This window comes from Mesorhizobium sp. M0227 (assembly GCF_040321855.1).
In the GTDB taxonomy this organism is placed as follows: Bacteria; Pseudomonadota; Alphaproteobacteria; order Rhizobiales; family Rhizobiaceae; genus Mesorhizobium.
Map to the genome: position 1 here is coordinate 212,175 of NZ_JAMYSJ010000001.1, position 15,331 is coordinate 227,505.

Annotated in this window: 13 protein-coding genes; 5 read left to right on the forward strand and 8 right to left on the reverse strand. The window is 63.4% G+C overall.

Annotation, left to right across the window (positions count from 1 at the left end; all coding sequences use genetic code 11):
• The first annotated feature begins 106 nt into the window (after positions 1–106).
• Positions 107–2,023: a hybrid sensor histidine kinase/response regulator gene (locus NKJ00_RS00925; protein WP_352628390.1), complete on the forward strand. Its 1,917-nt coding sequence runs from the start codon at positions 107–109 to the stop codon at positions 2,021–2,023.
• Between the two features lie 337 nt (positions 2,024–2,360).
• On the opposite strand, the gene NKJ00_RS00930 is transcribed toward NKJ00_RS00925, so the two are convergent.
• On the reverse strand, positions 2,361–3,038 hold the full coding sequence (locus NKJ00_RS00930) for an MIP family channel protein (protein ID WP_023809011.1): 678 nt from the start codon (positions 3,036–3,038) through the stop codon (positions 2,361–2,363).
• A 182-nt stretch (positions 3,039–3,220) separates the two neighbouring features.
• Here NKJ00_RS00930 and NKJ00_RS00935 point away from each other — a divergent pair, with 182 nt between their 5' ends.
• The 4 genes from NKJ00_RS00935 (at position 3,221) to guaA (ending at position 7,517) form a co-directional block, all read left to right on the forward strand.
• The gene (locus NKJ00_RS00935; RefSeq protein ID WP_352628392.1) at positions 3,221–4,510 is read left to right on the forward strand and encodes an RsmB/NOP family class I SAM-dependent RNA methyltransferase; all 1,290 of its coding nucleotides are present in this window, start codon (positions 3,221–3,223) and stop codon (positions 4,508–4,510) included.
• A 120-nt stretch (positions 4,511–4,630) separates the two neighbouring features.
• Positions 4,631–5,089 (forward strand): PaaI family thioesterase, encoded by a 459-nt coding sequence (locus tag NKJ00_RS00940; protein ID WP_352628394.1) that lies wholly within the window; start codon positions 4,631–4,633, stop codon positions 5,087–5,089.
• Positions 5,090–5,230: 141 nt separating this feature from the next.
• Complete coding sequence (locus NKJ00_RS00945; protein WP_352581472.1) at positions 5,231–5,899, forward strand: 5'-methylthioadenosine/S-adenosylhomocysteine nucleosidase; 669 nt, start codon at positions 5,231–5,233, stop codon at positions 5,897–5,899.
• A 55-nt stretch (positions 5,900–5,954) separates the two neighbouring features.
• The gene (gene guaA / locus NKJ00_RS00950; protein ID WP_352628396.1) at positions 5,955–7,517 is read left to right on the forward strand and encodes a glutamine-hydrolyzing GMP synthase; all 1,563 of its coding nucleotides are present in this window, start codon (positions 5,955–5,957) and stop codon (positions 7,515–7,517) included.
• A gap of 183 nt (positions 7,518–7,700) precedes the next feature.
• Here the strand turns inward: guaA and NKJ00_RS00955 are convergent, their stop codons facing one another.
• From NKJ00_RS00955 to NKJ00_RS00985, 7 genes are all read right to left on the reverse strand, one after another.
• Entirely contained in the window at positions 7,701–8,801 is a 1,101-nt protein-coding gene (locus NKJ00_RS00955) for a histone deacetylase-like amidohydrolase (protein WP_023809007.1), read from the reverse strand.
• 10 nt (positions 8,802–8,811) lie between these two features.
• Positions 8,812–10,395, reverse strand: a complete 1,584-nt coding sequence (locus tag NKJ00_RS00960; protein ID WP_352628398.1) for a GMC family oxidoreductase — start codon at positions 10,393–10,395, stop codon at positions 8,812–8,814.
• Positions 10,396–10,405: 10 nt separating this feature from the next.
• Positions 10,406–11,473, reverse strand: coding sequence for a branched-chain amino acid ABC transporter permease (locus NKJ00_RS00965; RefSeq protein ID WP_352628400.1), 1,068 nt, complete (start codon positions 11,471–11,473; stop codon positions 10,406–10,408).
• Between the two features lie 26 nt (positions 11,474–11,499).
• Positions 11,500–12,387 (reverse strand): branched-chain amino acid ABC transporter permease, encoded by an 888-nt coding sequence (locus NKJ00_RS00970; RefSeq protein ID WP_128302560.1) that lies wholly within the window; start codon positions 12,385–12,387, stop codon positions 11,500–11,502.
• A gap of 4 nt (positions 12,388–12,391) precedes the next feature.
• Positions 12,392–13,120: an ABC transporter ATP-binding protein gene (locus tag NKJ00_RS00975; protein WP_352628403.1), complete on the reverse strand. Its 729-nt coding sequence runs from the start codon at positions 13,118–13,120 to the stop codon at positions 12,392–12,394.
• Positions 13,117–13,941, reverse strand: coding sequence for an ABC transporter ATP-binding protein (locus NKJ00_RS00980; RefSeq protein ID WP_031212363.1), 825 nt, complete (start codon positions 13,939–13,941; stop codon positions 13,117–13,119). The genes NKJ00_RS00975 and NKJ00_RS00980 overlap by 4 nt, the downstream gene beginning before the upstream one ends.
• A 70-nt stretch (positions 13,942–14,011) precedes the next feature.
• The gene (locus NKJ00_RS00985) at positions 14,012–15,310 is read right to left on the reverse strand and encodes an ABC transporter substrate-binding protein (RefSeq protein ID WP_352628405.1); all 1,299 of its coding nucleotides are present in this window, start codon (positions 15,308–15,310) and stop codon (positions 14,012–14,014) included.
• Positions 15,311–15,331 lie beyond the last annotated feature (21 nt).

A 15,331-nucleotide genomic window follows, 5' to 3' on the forward strand; every position in this document is an offset into this window, starting at 1 on the left:
GAGGTCCACCACATGTCCGTCGGCACCAGTTCATTTGATTTAGCGTGGAACCATAAGGGGCCGGCGGCGGTTTTCTCCCGTTGCAGCGAAGTAAATGGATGGGGGAATGATTCAAGGGACCGTCAATCCAGCCGATGAGGATCGCTACCGCGTTCTCGTCCAGGCCGTTACCAATTACGCGATCTACATGCTGGATCCTTCCGGGATCGTGACGAGCTGGAACGCGGGCGCCGAGCGATTCAAAGGCTATGCTTCCCGCGAGATCATTGGCCAGCATTTTTCCCGGTTTTACACACCGGAGGATCGGGACTCCGGCCTGCCCGCGCGTGCTCTGGAGACAGCAGCCCGTGAGGGCAAGTTCGAGAGCGAAGGCTGGCAGGTCCGAAGCGACGGGAATCGTTTCTGGGCTCACATTGTGATCGATCCCATCCGCGATCCAGGCGGCAACCTGGCCGGCTTTGCCAAAGTCAGCCGTGATCTGACCGAACAAAAGAAAGCGGAGGAGGAACTCCGCAAAAGCCAGGAGCAGTTCCAACGTCTGGTCCAAGGCGTCACGGACTACGCGATCTATATGCTCGATCCACAAGGGATAATTACGAGCTGGAACTCAGGCGCCGAGCGTATCAAAGGCTATTCGGCGAACGAAATCATCGGGAAGCATTTTTCCCAATTCTTTACGCCCGAGGATCGCGAGCGAGGCGGTCCGCAAAGCGCCCTGGAGACCGCCGCGCGTGAGGGTCGAGTTGAGCGGGAAGGTTTGCGCATCCGCAAGGATGGCACCGCGTTCTGGTCCCACGTGGTCATTGACTCGATACGGCACGACAATGGCGAGCTTCTGGGTTTTGCGAAGATTACCCGCGACATCACAGAGCGGAAGAAGGCGCAGGAGTCACTGGATCAGGCACGTGAGGCCCTTTTTCATTCACAGAAAATGGATGCGATCGGCAAGCTGACGGGCGGCGTGGCTCACGACTTCAACAATCTGCTGATGGCGGTTTTGGGCAGTCTTGAACTCCTTCGCAAACGGCTGCCCGACGATCCACAGCTGTTGCGTCTCCTCGACAATGCCGTGCTCGGTGCGCAACGGGGTGCCTCGTTGACGCAGCGCATGCTGGCTTTTGCGCGGCGACAGCAACTCGATCCAAGACCCGTTGACATAATTAGCTTGATACAGGGAATGAAGGAGTTGCTAGAGCGATCGCTAGGCTCAAGGGCGAGTATACAGACAAAATTTCCCCTTTCCCTCAATCAGGTCATGATTGATGAGAGCCAAATCGAACTCGCATTGCTGAATCTATGCGTTAACGCCAGGGATGCCATGCCTGACGGGGGAACGATCTTGATTTCCGCCCGGCAGGAACGGATTGGTGAAAGGCATGGCGCTGGCTTGGCGCCAGGCGAATATGTCTGCCTTTCAATAATGGACAGTGGCGAAGGAATGGACGAGGATACGCTTGCCCGCGCGACAGAACCGTTCTTCACCACAAAAGGAGTTGGCAAAGGGACGGGACTGGGTCTGTCGATGGTGCACGGGATGACGGAACAGATGGGCGGGCGCCTGGTTCTCATCAGCCACAAGGGAGCAGGCACGACTGCGGAAATGTGGCTGCCAGTGGCTGCCGCGACATCAGACCGCGCGCGGGAGCAGGAGCCCCTCAGCCCGAAAACCGCCGAGGCTGCCTCTCTCCGGATTCTGGCAGTGGATGACGACGTTCTAGTGCTGTTGAACACCGCTGCGATGCTTGAGGATCTTGGGCATGCCGTTACCGAGGCGCATTCGGCCGCAGCAGCCCTTGACCTGCTGGAGGAGCAGCCGTTCGACCTCGTCATAACGGACCATGCGATGCCAAAGATGACAGGCCTGCAGCTATCGGACGCAATGAAAACCAAGTGGCCGAAAATCCCCGTCATTATAGCGACGGGCTATGCCGAACTACCGGGCGCTCGCGAGATGAACGTTCTCAGCAAGCCGTTCACGGAAAAAGAACTGGCGTGCTCGATAGCTTGTGTTAGTCGTATTTAGGTCGCCCGCCCACCGAACCTCAGCGAGCCTCGACCTTCCTTCGCGACAGTCATTTGTCGCGTTGACAACAATGCGCTTGGCGTTTCGTCCCGCCCTTTTTTAGCAGTGTCACGTTGAGAGCACCGTTCTTACGCGCGCACGCACCTGCAGCCTACTGTCTGCGGTGTCGGCTCTCAGGCATTTGGCAACACTAACCTCAACGACCGAGATGGGGCGCAAAGCTCCCATCTAAGGCCGCGCCTATCCAAGCCGTGATTGGGGAGGCCTGGCGGGTCTATCGTGCCAATCACTCAGGCGCGGGCCATGGCCCGCGCCTTCGTATTCAACCCTCCAAAGCTCAATCCTTCTCAAACACCCGCGCCTTCGCAACCACGCCGGCGATGGCGCCGCCGATCAACGGTGCGACGATGAACAGCCAGAGCTGGCCGATCGCGGCAGTGCCCGAAAACAGCGCCGGGCCGATCGAGCGGGCCGGATTGAGCGACGTGCCGGTCACCGGGATGATGGCGAAATGCAACCCCGCCAGCGTCAGGCCGATGACCAGCCCGGCGAACGCCGTCGAGTGCTTTTCAGCGGTGACACCCAGGATCACGGTGACGAAGGTGAAGGTGCCGATCACTTCCCACAGAAATGCCGAGCTGACGCCCCATTTCGTCACATCCCAGCCATTGGCGCCGAAGCCGGTCGTGTGTCCGCCAACCTGGCCGGAAACGATGATCCACAACGCCAGCGAAGCAAGGACGCCGCCGATGACCTGCGCGATCCAGTAGGGGATGACGTCTTTGGCCGGCAGCCGGCCGGCAAGGAAGACGCCGAGCGTCACCGCCGGATTGAGATGCGCGCCCGAAATCGGGCCGATCGCATAGGCCGCCGCGATGAGGCCGATGCCGAACGCCAGACCGATGCCTTCCTGGCCGAGCGGCAGCGCGCCACCGAAGCCGCCCGTCACCACAGAAGCCGTACCGATGAACACCAATAGAAATGTGCCTAGAACTTCCGCCAGATAAGTCTTCATTGCCCTCTCCTCAGGTCGATCCGCCGGTCCACCTTTTGCGCGCCGCGAATCACAACCGGAAGAGTATTCGCAACCAGAAAAGTTGGAAAGCAGAGCGGTTGTGCAGGCCGACCTGCTTGTGCGCGCCGGTTGCGCGCTCTAGAGCAGGGCCGGAATAATTTTCTGCGTGACGGAACAAGACCATGCGATTGGGCGGACGGCTGGCTGCGGCCATCGAAGTGCTGGAAGACATCGGCCGGCGCCACCGGCCGGTGGCGGACGCGCTGAAGGATTGGGGCCTGTCGCATCGCTTCGCCGGCGGCGGCGACCGTGCGGCGATCGGCAACATCGTCTATGACGCCTTGCGCCACAAGCGTTCCGCCGGCTGGCTGCTGGGGCAGGACACGCCGCGCGCCATCGGCTTCGGCGCGCTGCTGCTCGAATGGGGCCAGACGGCCCAGTCGCTCAACGAGGCGCTTGATGGCGACAAGTTCGGACCGCCGCTGCTGACCGCCGCCGAGCTTCAGGCCATCGCCGACCATCGGCTCGCCGACGCGCCGGACGCGGTGCGGGCGGATGTTCCCGACTGGTGCGCGCCGCTTTTCGAGCGAGCCTTTGGCTCGACCTGGGCCGACGAGGGCGCGGCGCTGGCAACGCGCCCGCCGCTCGACCTCAGGGTCAACACCTTGCAGGCCAATCGCGACAAGGTGCTGGCCGAACTGACGGGAACCGGCGCGAAACCCTCGGCAATCGCGCCACACGGCATCCGCATCCCGCCGATCGACGGCGACGGCCGGCACCCGAACGTGCAGGCCGAGCCGGCTTTCCAGAAGGGCTGGTTCGAGGTCCAGGACGAAGGCTCGCAGATCGCGGCCGCCCTTGCCGGGGCCGAAGCCGGCATGCAGGTGCTGGATTTCTGCGCCGGCGCCGGCGGCAAGACGCTGGCACTGTCGGCTTCGATGGAAAATCGTGGCCAGATCTTTGCCCATGATGCGGAGAAAGCACGGCTGGCGCCGATCTTCGACCGCATCCGTCGTTCGGAAAACCGCAATGTGCAAGTGGTCACCAAGCCCACAGAACTCGCGCCGCTCGGCAATCACATGGACATCGTGCTGGTCGACGCCCCATGCACCGGCAGCGGCACCTGGCGCCGCCGTCCCGACGCCAAATGGCGGCTGACGCAGAGACAGCTCGATGCCCGCAAGGGCGAGCAGTCGGCGATCCTCGATGCGGCCAAAGCCTATGTCAAACCGGGCGGCCTGCTGGTCTACGTCACCTGCTCGGTGTTTGATGAGGAAAACGGTGAGCAGATCGCGGCCTTTCGGGACCGTAACAGCGGTTTTGCCCCGGTCGACCACCGCAAGCTCTGGGACAGCCGTTTTCTCGGCCATGAGGCAGCCGCACGCATCGGCGCCAAAGGCGACATCTCGCTGTCGCCGGCGCTCAGCGGCACCGATGGGTTTTATCTCTGTGCGTTACGCAGATCGGCCTGAATCCTGACGGATGCGCGGCGCCGGCCGGCAGGCCAGGTCGATTGTGCAGTGCAGCAAAAGCATTTGCCTGCCGCCCATGCCTCTGCAATAAGCTTATCCGCGTAAAGGAAGGCAGCGGCAATGGCAGCAAAGATCGTACCCGCCCCGGACTATGAGGATCGCGTCAGGACCTCCTTCGCGCGCCAGAAGGCGATGGCCACGATCGGCGCCGAACTGACGCTGGTGACCCCCGGCATCATCGAGATCGAGATGCCCTATTCGGCGGCACTCACCCAGCAGCATGGCTTCCTCCATGCCGGCGTCATTTGGACGGCGCTGGACTCGGCCTGCGGCTATGCCGCCTTTTCGCTGATGCCGGAAAATTCCGGCGTGCTGACCATCGAGTTCAAGGTCAACCTCCTGGCGCCGGGCAGGGGCGAGCGCTTCCTGTTCCGCGGCTCGGTGACCAAGCCGGGCCGCACCATCATCGTCGCCGACGGCCAGGCCTACGCCTTTGCCGCCGACGGCGAGGCCAAGCTGATCGCCACCATGACCGGCACCATGATGACCGTGGTCGGGCGTGATGGCATAGAAGGGTGAGTGGCCGGTTCGCCGCAGGCGAATCCATCGTGCCGGTGGCACGATGGAAGGCCACGAACGCCGGGAGCTGCCGGAGGCAGCGGGTCCCGGCGAGCGGCGGTGCAGATAAGCAGATGATCCGGCGGAGAGGAGCAAATCATCATGACCGGTAAAGTGTCGCGCCTATCGGGCAAGGACGTCCTCTTCGTCATGGCGGCGCAGGCCGAATACGGCCCGCACCTCAAGCAACTGTTCACGCCATTGATAACCGGTGTCGGTCCCGTCGAGGCCGGCGTCAGGCTGGGTGCGGAACTCTCCTGGCTGAAATCGCAAAAGGCACTGCCGGATCTCGTTGTTTCGCTCGGCTCAGCCGGCAGTCGGACGCTGGAGCAGACGGAGATCTACCAGGCGGTTTCGGTCAGCTACCGTGACATCGACGCTTCGCCGCTCGGCTTCGAAAAGGGTGCGACACCCTTCCTCGACCTGCCGGTAACCGTGCCATTGCCCTTCAAGATACCGGAGATCAGGCAGGCGACCCTGTCGACCGGCGCAGCGATCATCACCGGCGCGGCCTATGATGCTGTTAGCGCCGACATGGTCGACATGGAGACCTTCGCCTGCCTGCGCGCCTGCCAACTGTTCGACATTCCGCTGATCGGTCTGCGCGGCATTTCCGACGGGGCGGCGGATCTGCGGCATGTCGGCGACTGGACCGAATATCTTGAAGTCATCGACGAGAAGCTGGCGGACGCCGTCATGCGGCTCGAACGGGCGATCGGCGACGGCGCCCTTCGGACGGAACCATCCCATGAAGATGCCAGACCAGCCTGAAAGTCGGGCTACGCAACCCATTGCGCCGACTCGTTTCTTTCTCTAAACGCTCGCCATGAAAACAGCCAATCATCCCGACACCGTCCTGATTGTCGATTTCGGCAGCCAGTTCACCCAGCTCATCGCCCGCCGCATCCGCGAGGCCGGCGTGTTTTCCGAGATCGTGCCGTTCCAGTCGGCCGAAGCGGCATTCAAGCGCATCAATCCGAAGGCCGTCATTCTGTCCGGCGGTCCGGCTTCGACCGGCGATATAGGCAGCCCGCGCGCGCCGCAGATCGTCTTCGATTCCGGCATGCCGGTGCTTGGCATCTGTTACGGCCAGATGGCCATGTGCGTGCAGATGGGCGGCGTTGCCGAAAGCTCCGACCATCGCGAGTTCGGCCGCGCCTTCGTCGAGATCCAAAAGGACAGCCCGCTGTTCGAGGGCCTGTGGGCACCCGGCCAGCGCCACCAGGTGTGGATGAGCCATGGCGACCGCGTCATCTCCTTGCCCAAGGGCTTCGAAGTGTTCGGCAAGTCGGAAGGCTCGCCCTTCGCCATCTTCGGCAGCATCGAGCGCAAGATGTACGGCATCATGTTCCACCCCGAGGTGGTGCATACGCCCGACGGCGCCCGGCTGCTGCGCAACTTCGTCCACAACATCGCCGGCATCGAGGGCGACTGGACCATGCGCGCCTACCGCGAGCACGCGGTCGAGACGATCCGCAAGCAGGTCGGCAAGGGCAAGGTCATCTGCGCGCTGTCGGGCGGCGTCGATTCCTCCGTTGCGGCGCTGTTGATCCACGAAGCGGTCGGCGACCAGCTGACCTGCATCCTTGTCGACCACGGCCTGATGCGCAAGGACGAGGCCGCGGGCGTGGTGGCGATGTTCCGCGAACACTACAATTTACCGCTCATTCTGGTGAACGCGTCGGACCGTTTCATCGACGCCCTCGAGGGCGAGTCGGACCCGGAGAAAAAACGCAAGACCATCGGCCGGCTGTTCATCGAGGTGTTCGAGGAAGAGGCCAAGAAACTCGGCGGCGCCGAATTCCTGGCGCAGGGCACGCTCTATCCCGACGTCATTGAAAGCGTCTCCTTCACCGGCGGCCCGTCGGTGACGATCAAGTCGCACCACAATGTCGGCGGCCTGCCCGCGCGCATGAACATGCAGCTTGTCGAGCCGCTGCGCGAGCTGTTCAAGGATGAGGTCAGGGCGCTAGGCAAGGAGCTTGGCCTGCCCGAAAGCTTCATCGGCCGGCACCCGTTCCCAGGCCCGGGTCTTGCCATCCGTTGCCCCGGCGGCATCACCCGCGAAAAGCTGGAGATCCTGCGCGAGGCCGACGCCATCTATCTCGACGAGATCCGCAAGGCCGGCCTCTACGACGCCATCTGGCAGGCCTTCGCCGTGCTGTTGCCGGTGCAGACGGTCGGCGTGATGGGCGATGGCCGCACCTACGAGTTCGTCTGCGCGCTGCGTGCCGTCACCTCGGTCGACGGCATGACGGCGGATTTCTACCACTACGACATGGCCTTCCTCGGCGCCGCCGCCACCCGCATCATCAACGAAGTCCGCGGCATCAACCGCGTCGTCTACGACGTGACGTCGAAGCCGCCGGGAACAATCGAGTGGGAGTAGGAGTTAGCGTAGTCTGGAATGCTCCGGCGTAGTTTTTCGCAGAAAGCAACGATTTGCGGTTTATCTCATTCACTATCGACGCTGCATCAGCCGCACGTCCTACCGTCAGCGCAAGTCCGCATTTGTGAGATTGGGCGCCGGTGTGTCTTGAGATCGCCTCATTGGCTGACCGCAATCAGAATTCTAGGCGATGCCGCCCAAAAGTTCCTCCGCCCTGGAAACAGCGGCCGCCTGATGTGGCTGCAAGGGTTGGCCGGCATAGCTTTCGAAGACCGGCAGGAACGGGTCGTCGATATGCGTCCTGATGCCGGACAGTTGCTCCATCACCGCCAGGCCGCAATAGGGAACGTAGGAGGCCGAATAGCCGCCCTCATGCGACATCATCAGGCGCCCGCCGCAGAGGTCGTCCGCCGCCTGCATCAGCATCCGCGTCATGTCGCGGTAGCTACCGCTATGCAGCATCATGCGCCCCAGCGGATCGGCCGCCGAGGCGTCGAAGCCCGACGGCACGACGATGAGATCAGGCTTGTAGCGATTGAGCGCCGGTAGCACGACGCGTTCGAAGACGGACATGTAAGCGCCGTGGCCGCAGCCGGCCGGCAGCGGTACATTGATGTTGTAGCCTTCGCCCTTGCCCTCGCCGCGTTCCTTGTGAAGACCGCTGTCATCCGGATAAAGACCGTCCTGATGGATCGAGATGGTCAGTACCGACGGGTCCGAATAGAAGGCGGACTGGGTGCCGTTGCCGTGATGAACATCCCAGTCGACGCTGGCGACCCGCTCGAAGCCATGTTTGGCCCGGTTCTTCAGGATAGCGACCGGAACGTTGCCGAACAGGCAAAAGCCCATGCCTTGCCCGCGCTCGGCATGATGGCCGGGCGGTCGTACCAGCGCATAGCCATTGTCGGCATCGCCGCTCAACACCGCATCCATCACCGCTGCCGTGCCGCCAGCGGCCAGACAGGCGATTTCGTAGCTGCCATGGCCGAAGGGGGTGAGATAGCTCGCATCGCCGCCGCGCCCATCACTGAGCAGCTTGATACGGCTGATGTAGTCGCGGTCGTGAAACAGGGCGAGGTCATCCTCGCTCACCGCGACGGAGGCGATCTTATACAGTTTCTCGGTCAGGCCTGAAACCTCCATCAGATTGCGGAATCGGCGTTTCGTGTCGGCATTCTCCGCATGCTCGCCCGGCTCGATGGTCAGGCTCGGCTGAAAGAACTGCGCGGCATTGCCGGTCTCGTGCCAGAGATAGAGTTCGTGGAAATTCCAGCCTGTCGTCATGTTTTGTTTCCTAGCCGGCCAGGATCATTGACGCGGCGCGTTCGGCGATCATGATCGTCGGCGCGTTGGTGTTGCCCGACACCATTTTCGGAAAGACCGAGGCGTCGGCGATGCAAAGCCCGTCCAGCCCATGAACCTTCATCGACGTGGGATCGACGACGGCCATCGCATCTGAACCCATGCGGCAGGTGCTGGTCGGGTGATAAAGCGTCGTGCAGTGGCCGCGTATATAGTCGGCGATCTCGGCGTCGCTCTCGCATTCGGCGCTCGGCGTGATTTCGCCGACGAGCATTTCGGCAAGCGGCGACTGCGCCGCGATGCGCCGGCTGATGCGGATGCCTTCGACCAGCGTGGCGATGTCCGAGCCATCCTCGTCGCTGATGAAGTAACGTGGGTCGATCGCCGGATATTCGATTGGATTGGCCGAGCGCAGGCGAATCTCGCCGCGGCTGTCTGGCCGCTGCAGCGTGGTGTGCAGCGTGATGCCGGGTCTGGACGAAAGGAACCGAACATAGTCGCGATGCGGGCTGATGGCGCCGTAAAGCTGCAGGTCCGGCTCGATATCGGGCCGGCTCTTGACGAAGCCGCCCGCCGCCACCCAGGGTGAGGAACGCGGACCGCTGCGCGATGTCTGCCATTCCGCGAAGTCGCGCTGCAGCGTCTCGTCGGTCCAGGCGCCGACGCCGATCTTGTCCTTGGTATAGAAGGTGATCGGAATGTTGATGTGGTCCTGCAGATCCTTGCCCACGCCCGGGAGGTCGTGCACGGGAGCAACGCCGACCTGGGCGAGTTCGTCGGCCGGCCCGATGCCCGAAAGCAGCATCAGCTGGCAACTGCCGATCGAGCCCGAGGACAGCACCACCTCGCTGTCGGCGAAAGCGGTCTCAGGTTCGCCATTGACGAGATAGCGGATGCCCTTGACCCGGCCCTTCTCGACGATCAGGCCCGTCGCCAGCACACCGGTTTTCACGGTCAGGTTGGGTCGTTCCCGCGCCGGGCGCAGATAGGCCTTGCCGGTGCCCCAACGTTCGCCATTCTTGATGGTGAACTGGAACAGGCCGACGCCTTCCTGCTCGACGCCGTTGAAATCGCGGTTCTGCTTGTAGCCTGCGGCCTTGCAGGCCTCGATCCAGGCAAGCTCGTTGGGATCGACATGTCCGACATTGCCGATATGCAGCGGCCCGTCGGCGCCGTGCAGCGGGTCGTTGCCGAGTTCGGCATTGCTTTCACTGGCCTTGAACACCGGCAGCACGTCAGCCCACGCCCAGCCGGGGCAGCCCATCGCCGCCCAGCCATCATAGTCGGACGGCAGGCCGCGAATATAGATCATGGCGTTCAGCGCGCCGGAGCCGCCGATCATCTTGCCGCGCGGCCAGAACACCCGCCTGCCGCGGCAGGCGGCCTGCGGCTCGGTGTAGTAGCCCCAGTCGACTTGCGTGTTGAACATGGTCGGCCAGTCCGACGGCACATCCGAGGCGAGCGGCGCCTCGCGCCCGGCCTCCAGCAGCAGCACCTTGCGGGCAGGATCGGCGCTGAGCCGGTTTGCCAGCACGCAGCCGGCCGAGCCGGCGCCCACTATGATCGTATCGAACATCGTCAGTCTCTCACTTTCCGGCCGGGGTCGGGCTTTGCACAATGCTGCTTGCTGCCGGCTTGCTGTCGGGGCTGGCGCGACGGCGCCCGAGCCAGTCGATGAGATCACCAAAACGGCCGACCAGCCCCTTGGGCATCAACACCACCGACAGGGCGATGATCAGGCCGAGCCCGAGCGTGCGGAACTCGCCGCTCTCTCGCATCAATTCGTCAGCCAGCACCAGCACCACCGTCCCGACCAGCGGTCCCCAGAACGTGCCGACGCCGCCGACCACGACGATGGCGATGATGAACATAAGTTGCGACATCGACAGCACACCGGGGCCGATCGCCTGGAAATGCGCGGCATAGAAACCGCCGGCCAGCCCGGTGAAGAAGGCGGAGATGCCGAACACCAGAAGCTGCGCCTGGAAGCGGTTGACGCCGCGGGCCACCGCATAGCCCGGATTGTCCTTCAGCGCCCGGAAGGCAAGGCCGATAGGGCTTTTGACGATCGCGTAGGTGAAGACCATGGTGAGCGCGAACAGCACCGCGATGATGGCGTAATTGCCGACCAGCCACTGCGCCCGGAGCAAGGCCCTGGTGCCGAGGTCGCCGAAGCGGGCAAAGCCGACGGCGCCGCCGGTGAACTGGCGGCAGACGGAGCCGACCATGACGAAACATTCGGTGTCGGTGACGATCAGCAGATACATCGTCTGGGCGATCGCCAGCGTCAGCAGCGCCACATAGACGCCGGTCAGGCGAAGGCAGGCGAGGCCGACGACCAGCGAGAACAGCACGGAGCCCAGCGCGCCCGGCACAAGTGCTGCCCAGACGTTCCAGCCGAAATAGAAGCAGAGCATCGCCGTCGCATAGCCGCCGAACGCAAAGATCGCCATTTGCGCCAGCGAGAAGATGCCCGAGAAGCCGAACAGGAGGTTCCACTGCGAGGCGATCGTCGCATAGAACAGCGCCAGCACGATCTGGCCAAGGATGTAGCGGCTGTCGACCAGGAACGGCAGCGCGATCGCCGCCGCGATCAGCATCAGGCTGATGGCAAGATCAGTCCTGGCCGAGCGAGACATGGAGGAACGGGACATGGGGCGTGTCTCTGTCATGATGCCCCTCACATGCGCCGGATTTCGGCGTGGCCGAAAAGGCCGGACGGCCGCCAGATCAGCACGGCAATGACGACGAACAGCAGCGATGGAAAGCCCCACCTGGCGCCCAAGGCGTACTGAACGAAGGATTCGAGCAACGCCAGCCCAAGTGCTGCTGCGATGGCGCCCGGCAGATTGCCGAGACCGGCGACCACGCACATGATGAAGGCCTTCAGCATCGGGTCGTTGCCGAGTGGCGGCGACAATTGCGTCATCGACGAGACCATGACGCCGCAGATGCCGGCGAGCGCGCCCGACAGCATCAGCACCTGCAGGTAGACGCGGTTGACGGCGACGCCCATGAGCTGCGCCGCGTCGCGGTTCTGCGCCGTCGCCCGGATCGCACGGCCCATCCGCGTGCGGCCGAGCGCCGCCGAGACGACCACCATCATCACGACCACCACCGCGATGATCAGAAGGTTCTGCCAGGGCAGCGTCAGCGGCCCCAGGCGTAAGGCACCGGCGATCGAAACCGGCTGCTTCAGCGGCTGCCCGCCATAGGTCAGGAGAATGGCATTCTCGAGGGCGATGCCGATGCCGACCGTGGCGATCATGACGTTGGCTTCGAATGTCGATTTGTCATTCTGCAGGAGATTGCGAACGATCGCGAAATAGAGGATGGCGCCGGCCAAAGCACCCGCGACGATGGCACCGGCGAAACCGATCGCGACCGGCAGGCCGAGCGAGGTGATCACCGTGAAGGCGACGTAGCCGCCAAGCGTCAGCATCGCCGCATGGGCCATGTTGAGCATGCCCATCGAACCCCAGACCAGCGACAGCCCGACCGTCGCCAGCGCATAGAGCGCGCCCGAGGTGAAGCCGGCGACGAGAATGGCCAAGAGAACGTCGGTCATGGCGTCAGCCTCCGAGGTAGGTTGCGAGGAGTTCGTCGCGCGCCATCAGTTCGGGGGGCTTGCCTGACCAGACGATGGCGCCGTCGTCGAGCAGATGCAGGCGGTCGGCGAGGTCCTCGACCCGGGCCGGGTTCTCCTCCACCAGCAGGATCGTGCGGCCAGCCTTGCTCAGTTGCGAAATGACGTCGTAGACCTGATCGATGATCAGTGGCGCGAGGCCAAGCGACGGCTCGTCGATCAAAAGGATGCGCCCGCCCATCATCAGGCCGCGGCCTATGCCGACCATGCGCCGTTCGCCGCCCGACAGGCTCGAGGCGATCTGGTTGCGACGGTCGGCAAGCTTCGGCAGAAGCGCGTAGACCTCGTCCAGCCGACGCGTGATCTCGGCCTTGTCCGGCGCGAGATAGCCGCCCATCAAAAGGTTTTCGAGCACGCTCATCTGCGCGAACAGCATATCGCCCTGCGGCACGTGGGCGACGCCCAGCATCGCCGTCTCATGCGGCTTGCCGGACAGGCGCCGGCCGTCGATGCTGATCTGACCGCCGCGCAGCGGCACCAGGCCGGAAATGGTCTTGAGCAATGTCGACTTGCCATGGCCGTTCGGGCCGACGACGGTGATGAATTCACCGGCGTGAACGGTCAGCGAAATGCCCTTGAGCACGTCGAGTCCGTCATAGCCGCAGACGATGCCGTCGAGTTGCAGGACAGGTGGTTTTGCGGCTGCGCCCGTCATGGCGTTCCCCCCACCGCCGGATTCGTCATGGCGGCTTGCTCATCGAAGAATTTCTTCAGCCGTTTCTGCGTGCCCTGGCCGAGATAGGTTTCGACAACGGTCTGGTCCTCGGCGACCTTGTCCGGCCGGCCTTCGAATATCACCTTGCCATGGTGCATGATGATCACGCGGCTGGAGAGCGCCAGGAGAAAGCGCATGACGTGCTCGATCAGGACGATCGTCAGTCCCTGGTCGCGCAGTTTCAGCACCATCGCCATGATCTGGTCGATCTCGGCGACGTTGAGCCCGCCCACCGGCTCGTCGAGGAAGAGCATTTTCGGCCGGGTGGCGATGGCGCCGGCAATCATCAGCAGCTTGCGGTCGAGCACCGGCAGCCGCGCCACGGTCTCGTCGGCCTTGGCCGCAAGCCCGACGAAGTCCAGCGCTTCGATCGTTGCCTGCCGGACATCCTCGCCGAGGCGGAAGCCGGCCAGCCTTCGCCGCTGCCGGCCGAAATACGCGGCGATCTCGATGTTTTCGCGAACGGTCAAGCTGTCGAAGGCGGCATTGAGCTGGAAGGTGCGGGCGATGCCGAGTTGGCAGATGCGGTCGGCCGGAAGCGCCGAAATGTCGGTGTCGCCGAAATGCACCCGGCCGCCACTGGCCGGCGTGATCCCGGTCACCACGTCGAAGAAGGTTGTCTTGCCGGCGCCGTTTGGCCCACCAATGCCAACGATCTCGCCCGCATTGACCACCATCGACACGCCGTCGACGGCGGCCAGCGAGCCGAACCGTTTGACCACACTGTCACAAACCAGCATCGGACCGGCGGCCTCAGTCATATTTCTCACCCAATGGAGCCGGTCGGGCAAAGGGCCCGGCCGGTGTCGTTGGTTTCATTTCCGCGTCCGGTCACTTGATCCATGGCGGCAGGATGAAGCTGTCCGTGGCATAGAGCGCCGGCGCGATCAGCTTCGGATCGGTCTTGTAATCCTGATGCTGCAGGAACTGGTGCGGCATGCCAAGTGACGGATCGGCCACCTGCGTCGGATAGCAGAAGGCCGATTGGCCGGCCGGATCGGCCCGGTAGGTGCCGTTGACCCCGCGATAGACCAGGCGCTTCATCGCATTGGCCACCTTGGTGGTCTGCGCCTTGTCCATCGGTTCGCCTGGACCACCGGCGATTGCCGCGGCAAGCGCCCACATCCACAGGCCGTCATAGGTCTGCGATCCCGTGATGTAGGCCGAGTTCGGGCCGAATTTGGCCCGGTAGCTCTCGCGGAACGGCTTGGAGAAGTCGTCCGGCAGGCAGCCGATCACCGTCGAATAGACGACGCCGTTGACCGCCTCGCCGCCGATCTCGCGGAAAGCCGGCAGCGATGGTCCGTACTGCATGTAGATCAGGCTGTTGATCGGCTCGGCGAGGAACTGGACCATGAACTGCGCCAGGTCCTGCGGCAGGAAGTGCGTGACCAGGATCGCCGCCGGCGGGTCCTGGCGGAGTTTCGCCAGCGTTGGTCCCCACTGGTTGGTCGGGAACGGAACGGTCTCGAACAGGCTGACCTCGAAGCCGTATTCGGCGGCCTTGTCGCGGATCGCGTTGGCGATGACGATCGAATATTCGTTGGCAGACGGGATGATGGCGATCTTCTTGTTGGGCGCCTTCCATTTGCTGTCCGCGGCAAGCGTCTTGAGGAAGTTCAGGCAGCCCGGTCCATACCAGAACTCCGGCGGATCGCCCTGGAAGGAGCTGTAATAGCGGGCAGGGTCGGTCTTGAACTTCTCATTGTGCGAAATCAGCGTGTTGTAGTGCATCATGATGACGTCGTTGTCGGCGGCGACGTCCATCTCGATCATGTTGGTGCCGAGATTATAGCCATTGATGATGACCGGTGCCTCGAAGCGGTCGATCAGGCGCTGCATCGACTGGCTGACGAGGTCGGCGCCCATTTCCTTGGTGTCTTCGATGTGGATCTCGACAGGCCGGCCGAGAATGCCGCCCGCCGCATTGATCTCCTCGGCGGCAAGTTCGAGACCGTTCTTGAACTCGATGCCGTCGGCGGCGGCGATGCCGGACATCGGCAGGGCCGAGCCGACCGGAATGGGCTTGGTGTCCTGGGCGATCGCCGCAGTGTTCATATCGGCAAGAAGCGCGGCACCGGCCGCACCCGCGCCGACCACGCCCTGCAGCATTGCACGTCTGTTCATCATGGCAAAGTTCCCCTTTTGGCG